The following is a 10,660-nucleotide window of genomic DNA, read 5'->3' on the forward strand; positions in this document are numbered from 1 at the left end:
TTGCTTGGCTCATAAAAACGCCTAACATCAGGTTATTACAACCAATGATGTTAGGCGTTTTTGCTAGTTTTTATCAACCTTACGTTTCATGTCTTCGTATTCTTCTGGTCGTTCGAGACTGAGAATATCCTCATAACTGGCTAGTTGAATATCTTGACCGTAACGGTTTTTAAGAGCAGTGACGACAAGACGATAGGCCAGATTGGTGTTGCGAGAGAGGATGGGACCGTGGAAGTAGGAGCCGTAGACATTCTTGTACTGAACACCTTCCCCATCATGTTCATCATTGTTTCCGATACCGTAGAGGACCTTGCCCAGTGGTTTTTGATCATCGGCTAAAAAGGTTCGCCCCTGATGATTTTCAAAGCCATAGTAAATCTCATCAAAATCTTCGTTATAAATCTTAATATCGCCGATGTAGCGGTTGTCGGTCTGGTTGAGGGTGTAGTGCCCCATGACCCCAACGCCGTCAATCTTGACACCATTAGCTTGGATATAGTATTGCCCTAGAAGCTGGAAACCACCGCAGATAGCCACGACCACCTTGTTTTCTTGGATAAAGGCGTCAAGCGCTTCTTTTTTCAGGGGTAAATCCTTAGACACGATGGACTGTTCGTAGTCTTGACCACCACCAAAGAGGGCGATGTCATAGTGGTTCTTGTCAAAAGAATCTCCCAGCGACACGATGTCCGCCGTCACCTTAGCCCCCAGCTTTTCACCGATGTATTTGAGCATGAGGATATTGCCATAGTCCCCGTAGGTATTCATCAGATCCCCGTAGAGATGGGCGATGTTGATCTCGTAGGTGTAGTCACGAGTGTCGGGAGAGCTTGTTGAGGTGTAAACCATTAGTCTTTCTCCTTTCTGACCGCTTGTTTTTGGGCTAATAGTTCGCGCAGCTCCAGCATGGCGGTATAGGTCGCAAGAATATAGGCGTGCTGACTATCCTGCCTTTCAATGGCGCTGAGCAGGTCTTCCAGCGTTTTTCTAGCGGTGATTTTTTCGGCTGGGTAGCCAGTCACCCGCAAACGTCTAGCGATTTCTGGGTACCGAACGCCACCAGCATTGATTTCAGTGATAGCCATCTGGTTAATCTGTTCAAAATCCGCATCCCAGATCCAGCTGGTATCAATCCCGTCGGCGTAGTTGGCATTGAGCAGGACAGACAAGCTAAATGCATAAGGAGCCAGCTTAATCATCTCCAGCGCCTGACTAGCCCCAACAGGGTTTTTAATCAAAACAAGGGTACAGTCTTTATCACCTATTTTAAAGGTTTCTTGGCGACCGAAAACAGCTCGTGATTTATCAAAGCCAGTCTTGATAACCTCAGGGGATATGCCCAGATGCTCTGCTATGGCGACGGCCGCTAGGGCGTTGTAGATGTTGTAGAGCCCGCCGACATTGATGGTGTAGTTTTGCCCATCGATGACAAAGCTAGAGGAGACATGAGTCAGATTGGTTAGCTCGGTCAGGGTATAATCCAGTGCTGGTCGCTCAAAATCGCAGTTAGGACAGGTATAGTCGCCCAAGTTAGCGTAGGTGTTGAGACGATAGTTGATGATGCTGTCACAGTGCGGACAGAGAATGCCTTCCGTGTTAAAATGTGCCCGCTTTGGCTCTGTTTTTGTCGTGTCAAAACCATAGTATTTGATAGAATTGTTGATAGGATGAGAGTTGAAGAGCGGACTATCACCATTAGCCAGAACTGTTACTTGAGGAGCTTTAGCGATGCCATCCAAAATCATCTGATAAGTGGTGTAAATCTCGCCATACCGATCCATCTGATCACGAAAGATATTGGTCATGACAATCAGGCTTGGGGTGATGTGGTCGGTGATTTTTGATAAACTTGCTTCGTCAATTTCCAGTACCGCAATTTTTCGACCAGAAGCATTCGGTCTAGCCGTTAAAAAAGTTGACGTGATGCCGGTAATCATATTGGCACCGCTTGGATTGGTCACCACTTGTCCAAATGCTTCCCTAAGGATACCAACCGTCAGGGCAGTGGTCAGGGTTTTGCCGTTGGTGCCTGTAATGACGATAATCTCATAGTCTTTGGCGAGATGTTTAAGAATGGTTGGGTCTAATTGTAGAGCAATTTTACCAGGCAGGGTAGAGCCACGACCTAGCTTACTCAGCATAAAGTGAGCTGCTTGTCCAGCAGTCTTTGCAAATACAGTTTTCATGTTCATGTGTTTTATTGTACCATAAAGCACCAGAGCTGTCATGCGGAGAAGATAGGATTAAACTGCTAATTAGTTCTAAATGCTTGCCAAGTTCTTTTTTTTCTGTTATGCTTAAATAGTCTTCAGGGCAGGGTGTAATTCCCGACCGGCGGTGACTGGTGAGTAGACTGCCTTCTAAACCGTATTTTGACCTTTCTGGTTGTGCGATTGGTGTACACAGAGGTGTTAAACGTTTAGGGAACAGTCAATCATCAGAAGTCCGTGAGCGCAAGCTGATGTGGTGTGATTCCACAACCGACAGTATAGTCTGGATGGGAGAAGACAAGGAGTTTTGTTTGAAGCAGGGCTGTATAAGCTTTATCTTTTTGGTGGGTCTATGTCAATTTTTTTGATATTTGATACATCAATTAGGAGAGCAGATGTTGTTCTGTATCGACACCGACCTCTTTGTGACTTCTTTCAATTGTCAAAAATTGGAGGAATTTTTTATATGTTAAACACACGACGTCTGACGTTCATTGCGATTTTAGGGGCACTGTCTTTTGTACTCATGTTTTTCAGCTTTCCGATTATCCCAGGGGCGGATTTTTTGAAAGTTGAACTGAGCGTGTTACCGGTCTTGCTAGGCTTATTTCTAATGGATGTGAAAGCGGCTTACCAGATACTGATTCTGCGCACCGTGCTAAAGCTCTTACTCAATAATCATGGTGTTAATGATGTTATCGGTCTACCGATGAACATCGTCGCTCTTGGGCTATTTGTGACTTGCTTTGCCGTCTTCACCCATCGTCGTCAGTCGACCAAATCCCTGCTATTAGCAGGGGGTATTGGGACGCTTAGTCTGACAGTTGCTATGCTCTTTTTAAACTATGTGTACGCCATACCTCTTTATGCAACCTTTGCAAATTTTGATATCGCCAAGCATATCGGAACAAGCACTTATTTAGTTGGAATGGTCTTGCCCTTTAATCTGGTTCAAGGTGCCTTGTTCACCTTAGCGACGGTCATCATATTACTGCCCCACAAACGCTTATTTAGAAGGATAATGGATGATGCTCAATAAAACGACGTATTATGCGAAAGCCTCGTTTGCCCTGTTAATTGTGGTATTTCTGGGCTATGTGGTTAAATTCTACCCCAATCAGCTGGTTGAGGCGGATAGTGCGATACAAGGTGCTGTGCGTGGCAATCTGCCTCAGATTTTAACCAACTTTTTCTCTCATGTGACCGTTCTTGGTAATACCCTAACTCAGGTTATTTTGGTTAGCGTGCTGACAGCCATACTTTATTTTTGGAAAAACTGGCGCGCTGAGGCGATTTGGGTCTTAACTAGTGGTCTATCGGCAGGCATTTTAATTCCGATATTGAAACTTATCTATGCACGTCCACGTCCTAGCTTGTCGCATTTGGTAGAGGCAAGTGGCTATTCCTTTCCGAGTGGTCATGCAACAGGGGCAATGCTGATCTTTGGCAGTCTGCTTGTTATCATCTCGCAACGTATGCCCAAGGGATGGTTCAAGATGTTGGTGCAAACAGGTCTGATGTTCTTGATTGTTCTTGTTGGTCTATCAAGAATTTACCTAGGTGTGCACTACCCTAGTGATGTGCTAGCTGGTTTTGTGCTTGGCTTTGGAATGCTTCATCTGCTCTATCCGACCTATATGACATGGCGCTTCAAGTGGCGTTTTACCGGTCAATCACGCTAAGCCGATAGCCTAAACGATTGAAAAGATAGAGACTGATATTTTAATCACTGTGTTAAACGAAGAGATTTGGACAGACTTATCCAAATCTCTTTTCTTTTTATTCTTTTTCAAGATAATGGTATAATAAAAGAAAACGATATTAGGAGGTGTCGCATGAAAAAATATGTATGGGCAATCGGACTTGCTCTTATCGTAGGTATCTTGTGGTGGTTTAGTTTACCAAAGGCTACTGACATAGCTTTGCGCTTGGAGCGAGACCGTGCGGAACAGTTTTATCCCGTAGCCTATGCCGATTGGGTAGAGCGCAATGGTCATCAGTTTTATCTAATTAGTCCGTTTGGAGAGCATTCACCAACAAATAACTTACAGGTGATACTGAGTGCAATCTCTACACAAGAGGAGCTGCCGTCGAATCAGATTAAGGTAATTCGTGGGGACTATCAGGAGACCGAGCTGGCTGGTATCCGCTATCTCGTTTTCAATGAGAGTGTTTATGACATCGGTGGTTCAACGCCACGTCTTATGGCCAGCCGTCCGATTAGCAAACAGCACCATATTGAAAAAAATCAGGGTCTTTTTACCTTGACTGATTTATTCAATGGCTATCAGACTTATGTGACTGACGCTGTAGCTAAAGCATTAGAAAACCATCCCAGAAAAGACGAGTTATTAACCAAGCAGTTTGACTGGTCTCCTCTGGAAAAGTATGAGAAAAGCGGGGTTCAAACAGATGGCTATACCATCAGAAACGGCTATATGGTATTTGATATCGGTGTTAGCCTTCCCTTGTCGACATTTCACGATGTCATTGACCCATCTTATCTCAAGGGGAATGACTTACTTGATTATCAGACCTTACAAAGCAGGCAATAAACGATAAAAAAAAAGGCAGACTATCCTGATTGTAAAGCCATCAAGGCAGTCTGTCTTTTTTAAGCCTTATACAATTTTTGGTCTTTGAGGATAAGCTCGCTAACTGAGGCAAATTTTTTCAGTTGCTTCAGTTCTTCTTGATGGCTAATCAGGGTGATGACTAGACCTTCCTTACCCATGCGACCGGTACGCCCAGCACGGTGAGTATAGGCCTCCTTATCCCGAGGCACCTCGTAGTTGATGACCAGCTCAAGCCCTTCAATATCAATTCCTCTGGCAACCAAGTCAGTCGCCAACAGGAGAGCGATGTCATGCTGTTTAAACTTGTCTAAGATGACCTTTCTGAACTTGACATTAACGTCACTGGCAAGGGAAACAGCAGAGCTACCGAGATAGGTTAGTCGCTCCTCGCAAGCCCCTAAATCGGATAAGCTGTTAAAGAACACCAAACCACGGCAGTCTGGAATATTAGCAAATTTGCGTAAAATATCAAGCCGGTCGCGCTTATCAACCATCATGTAGTGGTGGCTGATGGTGTCCAGCTGCTGATGAGATAAATCAATAATCACGGTATCCTCAGCTAATGTCGTCTTATCGATAGCTTGCGTGGCAGAGACATAAATCATCTGATGGTCGCGCGGGGCGTAGGTGATGATTTTTTTGACAAACTGATACTGGCTGTCTTGCAAGAGGTCATCAAACTCATCTAGGATAATGGTGTTGATTGACATCATTTTTATCTTTTTCAGCTTAATCAACTCAAAGATTCGACCTGCCGTACCGATGAGAATCTCCGGTCCTTTTTTTAATCGCTCAATTTGTCGTTTTTGGCTGGAACCAGATAAAAATAGCTGAGCGGTCAATCCTAATGGTTCTGCCCAGGTTTTGGTGACTTCAAAAATCTGCCCAGCTAGTTCAGAGTTGGGGGCCAAAATCAGCAACTGCTGACTTTTTTTAGGGCTTAGTCTCAGTAAACTTGGCAAGAGATAGGCTAGGGTCTTGCCTGTTCCTGTCGGACTCACGGCTAGTAAATGTTGACCGTCTTTAATGGGGGTAAAGACAGCTTCTTGGATGGGAGTCAGTTGGTGAAACTGAAGTTCAGTCAACTGGTCTTGCCAAACCTTTGGGAAATTCGATAACATGATGCTCTACTTTCTTTTGTCAGTTGCCCTCATTATACCATAAAAAACCTAGCTAGGGGCTAGCGACTTTTTTTAAAATAAGGTAAAATAGGATGAGACGACTAGAAGAACGAAGGAGACAAGATGCGACAAAAACCTATTATTATCGGTGTGACAGGTGGATCTGGTGGTGGAAAAACAAGCGTTTCTCGTGCGATTTTAGCTAATTTTCCGGATGCCAAAATCGCTATGATTGAACATGATTCCTACTATAAAGACCAAGCCCACTTAACCTTTGAAGAGCGGGTGAAAACCAACTATGACCACCCCTTAGCCTTTGATACGGACTTGATGATTGAGCACTTAAAAGAGTTAATCGCTGGTCGTCCGGTCGACATCCCGATTTACGACTACACCATGCATACAAGGAGCGATAAATCCTATCGTCAAGAGCCACAAGATGTTTTTATTGTTGAAGGGATCTTGGTGTTAGAAGACAAGCGACTGCGCGATGTCATGGACATTAAACTGTTTGTGGATACAGATGACGACATTCGGATTATCCGTCGGATTAAGCGCGATATGGAGGAGCGTGGGCGCAGCCTTGACAGTATCATCGAGCAGTACACGACAGTGGTTAAGCCCATGTATCATCAGTTTATCGAGCCGACCAAGCGCTACGCCGACATCGTCATCCCAGAAGGCGTGAGCAACCTGGTGGCAATCGACTTGATTAACACAAAAATCGCAACGATTTTAGCAGAGTAAAAAGAGAGAAGTTATGATAACTTCTCTCTTTCGTTCATTACAACAAACCAGTGCCGTGGACTTGGTTGGTGCCTGTCTGTGCGAGCAAATCAGCATAGTTGGTCTTGTTGACACCGCCACCGAGGAGAATCTCGATGCGACCGTCAGCGTGGCTAATTAGGGTCTTGATATGGTCGATGTTGTCAAAAATGTTATGACGTTTTTCTGAACCATGAAGGAGAAGGCGCTTGAAACCGAGCTCAATCAGCTGGTCGAGGGCTGTTGTCTGCTCTGCTATTGGTACCAAATCAAAAGCCATATGAAAGACCATGTCTACCCCTTGGCAAGCGGGCAAGAGTTGCTCGATAGCCTCTATGTCGATGCGGTTATCCGGCGTCAGACAGCCAAAGACTAGAGCGTCGCTTTCCAGCTCAACCGCGTGGAGGATGTCCTCCTCCATGATACGGAGCTCGATGTCGTTATAGACAAAGTCACCGCCGCGAGGGCGAATCATGGTTGCGACACTGATCTGGTTGTCGTGGAGGAAACGAGCAGCTTCCTTGATGACACCGTAGCTGGGAGTTGTTCCCCCAACAGCTAGGTTATCACAGAGCTCAACACGGGTGATGTCCGTCCCAACCAGGCGGTGGAGGTCAGTTAGGTTTTCGGCGCAAAATTCTTTTGTAATCATCTTAGTCTCCTTATTTTTGTTAATAATTCATTATAACATAAGGCGTTAACGGTTGCAATTTTCGGCTATTTTTTGTAGAATGAAGACAGAAAACAGGAAAGTGAGATAACGATGAGAACGATTAACACCCCCCATGCACCAGCAGCTATCGGTCCTTATGCCCAGGCTAAGGTTGTCGGCAACCTGCTCTTTACCAGCGGTCAGCTTCCCTTGTCAGCAGAGACAGGAGAGGTTGTCGGCACAACCATCGAAGAACAGACCCAGCAGGTTCTAAAGAACCTGGAAGCCATTTTGACTGAGGCGGGGACAAGCTTTAACAAGGTTGTTAAGACCACTTGTTTCTTGGCAGATATGGCTGATTTTTCGGTGTTTAACAGTGTTTATGAGACGGCTTTTGCAGCAGAAGTACCAGCTCGCTCTGCCTTTGAGGTCGCTCGTTTACCGCGTGATGTCAAGATTGAGATTGAAGTGATTGCAGAGATTGGGTAAACTCTAAAAGCCTAAGAGCAGAGGAGGGGATGATGAGATTATTAGAAGAACGTATTTTAGCGGATGGTCGTGTTTTAGGCGAAAACATTTTAAAAGTTGATCGTTTTTTAACCCACCAAGTGGACTACCAGCTGATGAAGGCCATCGGTCAGGTCTTTGCGACTGCCTATGCTGAGTGTGGGATTACAAAGGTGGTGACCATCGAAGCCTCAGGTATTTGCCCTGCCCTCTACACTGCTGAGGCGCTTGGAGTTCCCATGATTTTTGCTAAAAAGCATAAGAACATCACCATGACTGAGGGCATCTTAACGGCTGACGTTTATTCCTTCACCAAGCAGGTGACCAGCACTGTCTCGATTGCAGGTCGACTCCTATCCGCCGAGGACAAGGTCTTGATTATCGATGATTTTTTGGCAAATGGCCAAGCTGCCAAGGGGCTTATCGACATCATCAGTCAGGTTCAAGCCAGCATAGCTGGTGTCGGCATCGTTATCGAGAAATCCTTTCAAACAGGCCGCCAAGTGCTGGAAGATTTAGGTGTTCAGGTGACGTCTCTGGCTCGGATTGAGCGGTTTGAGGACGGTCAGGTGGTCTTTGGACCAGCAGATGCTTAGAAGTTGAGACTGGGACAAAAATCGGTAACCCGAAGGGGGCGATGAGTCGTTAGCCCACCTCCGCACAGTTGAGTAGGGCTGTAAAAGCTGATCAGATTATCGAATTATAGTCCGCTCAACCACTGTGCCTTGCTTGAAAATTAAAAATCACTTGAGAGGTTAGGACTTTTGTCCCAACCTCTTTTTGGTGTAGAGGGGAACTTTTACCTCAGGCTCTTGTGACGAGTTAAGAGCAGTGAGGCTTGAACAACGTGAAAGCCAGCGTCTTTAGGCACTGGCTGGTCTCGTGGGCCTATAGCCCTTGTTCAAACCACCCGTTTGACGGGTGGTCGTGATTGGTAACGACGCTAGATGCCGTTGTGGAGTGCTTCAAGGGACCTGACCCTTGAAGGTGGGAAATTGCGAGTTGCAAGGCAACTCCACTCCCCAATACGCTGGTGTCATCAGCAGAACAGCTCTGAATGAATCAAATGTGGGAAATAATGTTTCCAAAATTTCCAAATGAAACGTGCGTGATGATAGGGTGGTCATCTACCACATGGATGTACACCGCACGCTGGATATTACTGGATGCTTTTGAACGTCTCTCAAAATTTTCCTTGTCCAGCTGTTTGCCCCACTCCATGCGTTGAGTGATAGGTCATCCGACATGTTGGATACTGGTCACTGTATCCTATCACTTGAACCTATCTTTGTGTGGCAGACTGTCCAAACATGCGACAAACTTATTTTTTCCATAAAAAAACTAAACTGTTCAAAACAGACATCACTGTTCTTCATGCGTTTGTCCTGATTTTCAGTTTTTTTTGTGGACAGTTCTTATAAATTGTGATACAGTAGATTTGAATACTATAAATAAAAATAGTCTTTGCACCTGATTGCCCCATCTTATGCTGAGATGAGCATCATAAAAGACGCTTTTATTAGATAAGGAGAAAGGGTCTATGACAAAATTTAGACGTTCACTGTTTGGGTACAAGGTTCGAGATGTTGACAAAGCAGTGAAGTTTTTAAAGGTAGAGTTGCGACAGCTAAAGCAACAAAACGATGAGTACCTCCGTCAAATAAAGCATCTTACTGATGAGTTGAGAAAAGCCAAGGCCGAAGAAGAACTAATCAGAGATGCCATTATCGATGCGAAACATTTATCTAAACGCTTGGTACGTGAGGCAAAAGAACAAGCGACCGAGATGTTGTTTGAAGCTGAGCGTGACATCAATAAACAGTTCGTCCAGTTTGAGGAAAACATGTCGGTTCTAAAACACATGCATGCCAACATCGTCTCTCAAAAACAAGCCCTTAAACAAGAACTCGAAACCACCATCGATCGTTACAAGGAGATGGTAGGAACAGTCGATCAGGGGGCTGAGCGGTTTGATCGTCTCCAGCAAAACATGACGACAGGGCTTGAGCAGGTGGCTGAAAAGACGACCAGCTCTAAACAGGTCATCTTTTTACCTAAAGCGATTCAGAAAAAAGAAGAGGTCAAGGTCGGTCTTGATGTGTCTAAACTGAGCGCGACTAGTCCAGATTATGATCAGTATATTGCGCCGGAACAACCACCTAAAGCAAAAGCACCTCTAACTGATTATTCTGGTCATACTGGCACTGGCGACAGGCTGGTGGCAGCCCAGAGTAGTCCGTCAGGTTTTGTCTCAAGTGACGAGATTCCTGTCTTTTCTTTTAAGTGAGAAAGGAGCAGTATGGATAAACTAAACCAGTCCTTTCAGGAAGTTCTTCACCAACGAGGGTTTCAGATGAAGGTGACCTCTGCTGAACAACAGCTCACCTACAAAAGCAGGCTAGCGCTTGATGATGGTGTTCTAGTTGATTTTGCAGTGCAGGTGCCGGTTTCTGACACCAGAGAGGTGATCCAGTTGGTCTTTGACAATCTCTTGACCTGTCCTGATCAGGCTCAGAGGAGTGTGTTTTTGGACATGCTTAACCACATCAATGTGACCTTTGGGATATACTTTTACTTTGCTTTGCGAGAGGATGGAACGGTCTTTGCGCGATACATGCTACCAGTTGACCCTGATCGGACAGAGGTCATCATGGAACTAGCTCAGACCGGTAGTCATCTCATCAAACAAGTCAGGGAGTTACTGATTGATACCCTTATCCAATGATTGGGGCAGTCAGTCGTCCATGACCGCTGGTTGACTGTTTTAGCGACAACTTCTTGTTCTCTAGCTGTCGTGCTGAGAGGCAGGGGGCGTGGCTTTTAACAGTA

At 45.3% G+C, this 10,660-nt stretch carries 13 protein-coding genes and 1 riboswitch; of the genes, 8 read left to right on the forward strand and 5 right to left on the reverse strand.

What is annotated here, in order from left to right; translation table 11 throughout:
- Positions 1–63 precede the first annotated feature (63 nt).
- Together gatD and murT are read right to left on the reverse strand one after the other, a co-directional pair.
- A complete protein-coding gene (gene gatD / locus ACERC5_RS05345; RefSeq protein ID WP_373660335.1) occupies positions 64–849 on the reverse strand; it encodes a lipid II isoglutaminyl synthase subunit GatD in 786 nt (261 codons plus the stop codon).
- Positions 849–2,192: a lipid II isoglutaminyl synthase subunit MurT gene (gene murT, locus ACERC5_RS05350; RefSeq protein ID WP_373659084.1), complete on the reverse strand. Its 1,344-nt coding sequence runs from the start codon at positions 2,190–2,192 to the stop codon at positions 849–851. The genes gatD and murT overlap by 1 nt, the downstream gene beginning before the upstream one ends.
- A 108-nt stretch (positions 2,193–2,300) precedes the next feature.
- Positions 2,301–2,513: riboswitch (FMN riboswitch) on the forward strand.
- 163 nt (positions 2,514–2,676) lie between these two features.
- On the opposite strand from murT, the gene ACERC5_RS05355 reads away from it, so the two are divergent.
- From ACERC5_RS05355 to ACERC5_RS05365, 3 genes are all read left to right on the forward strand, one after another.
- Positions 2,677–3,249, forward strand: coding sequence for an ECF transporter S component (locus ACERC5_RS05355; RefSeq protein ID WP_373659083.1), 573 nt, complete (start codon positions 2,677–2,679; stop codon positions 3,247–3,249).
- The gene (locus ACERC5_RS05360) at positions 3,236–3,892 is read left to right on the forward strand and encodes a phosphatase PAP2 family protein (RefSeq protein ID WP_373659082.1); all 657 of its coding nucleotides are present in this window, start codon (positions 3,236–3,238) and stop codon (positions 3,890–3,892) included. The genes ACERC5_RS05355 and ACERC5_RS05360 overlap by 14 nt, the downstream gene beginning before the upstream one ends.
- A 153-nt stretch (positions 3,893–4,045) precedes the next feature.
- Complete coding sequence (locus ACERC5_RS05365; protein ID WP_373660336.1) at positions 4,046–4,765, forward strand: hypothetical protein; 720 nt, start codon at positions 4,046–4,048, stop codon at positions 4,763–4,765.
- 59 nt (positions 4,766–4,824) lie between these two features.
- Here the strand turns inward: ACERC5_RS05365 and ACERC5_RS05370 are convergent, their stop codons facing one another.
- Complete coding sequence (locus ACERC5_RS05370) at positions 4,825–5,907, reverse strand: DEAD/DEAH box helicase (protein WP_373660337.1); 1,083 nt, start codon at positions 5,905–5,907, stop codon at positions 4,825–4,827.
- Between the two features lie 123 nt (positions 5,908–6,030).
- On the opposite strand from ACERC5_RS05370, the gene udk reads away from it, so the two are divergent.
- Entirely contained in the window at positions 6,031–6,654 is a 624-nt protein-coding gene (udk, locus tag ACERC5_RS05375; RefSeq protein ID WP_373659077.1) for a uridine kinase, read from the forward strand.
- A 37-nt stretch (positions 6,655–6,691) separates the two neighbouring features.
- On the opposite strand, the gene ACERC5_RS05380 is transcribed toward udk, so the two are convergent.
- On the reverse strand, positions 6,692–7,324 hold the full coding sequence (locus tag ACERC5_RS05380; protein ID WP_373660338.1) for a copper homeostasis protein CutC: 633 nt from the start codon (positions 7,322–7,324) through the stop codon (positions 6,692–6,694).
- A 111-nt stretch (positions 7,325–7,435) separates the two neighbouring features.
- On the opposite strand from ACERC5_RS05380, the gene ACERC5_RS05385 reads away from it, so the two are divergent.
- Together ACERC5_RS05385 and ACERC5_RS05390 are read left to right on the forward strand one after the other, a co-directional pair.
- Positions 7,436–7,813 (forward strand): RidA family protein, encoded by a 378-nt coding sequence (locus ACERC5_RS05385; protein WP_373660339.1) that lies wholly within the window; start codon positions 7,436–7,438, stop codon positions 7,811–7,813.
- Between the two features lie 32 nt (positions 7,814–7,845).
- Positions 7,846–8,427, forward strand: coding sequence for a xanthine phosphoribosyltransferase (locus ACERC5_RS05390; protein WP_373660340.1), 582 nt, complete (start codon positions 7,846–7,848; stop codon positions 8,425–8,427).
- A gap of 466 nt (positions 8,428–8,893) precedes the next feature.
- Here the strand turns inward: ACERC5_RS05390 and ACERC5_RS05395 are convergent, their stop codons facing one another.
- Complete coding sequence (locus tag ACERC5_RS05395; RefSeq protein WP_373660341.1) at positions 8,894–9,052, reverse strand: hypothetical protein; 159 nt, start codon at positions 9,050–9,052, stop codon at positions 8,894–8,896.
- A 319-nt stretch (positions 9,053–9,371) separates the two neighbouring features.
- On the opposite strand from ACERC5_RS05395, the gene ACERC5_RS05400 reads away from it, so the two are divergent.
- Positions 9,372–10,118 (forward strand): DivIVA domain-containing protein, encoded by a 747-nt coding sequence (locus ACERC5_RS05400; RefSeq protein ID WP_373660342.1) that lies wholly within the window; start codon positions 9,372–9,374, stop codon positions 10,116–10,118.
- 12 nt (positions 10,119–10,130) lie between these two features.
- Positions 10,131–10,556: a hypothetical protein gene (locus ACERC5_RS05405; RefSeq protein ID WP_373660343.1), complete on the forward strand. Its 426-nt coding sequence runs from the start codon at positions 10,131–10,133 to the stop codon at positions 10,554–10,556.
- Positions 10,557–10,660: the final 104 nt, after the last annotated feature.

The organism is Streptococcus sp. E24BD (assembly GCF_041807825.1).
Classification (GTDB): domain Bacteria; phylum Bacillota; class Bacilli; order Lactobacillales; family Streptococcaceae; genus Streptococcus; species Streptococcus entericus.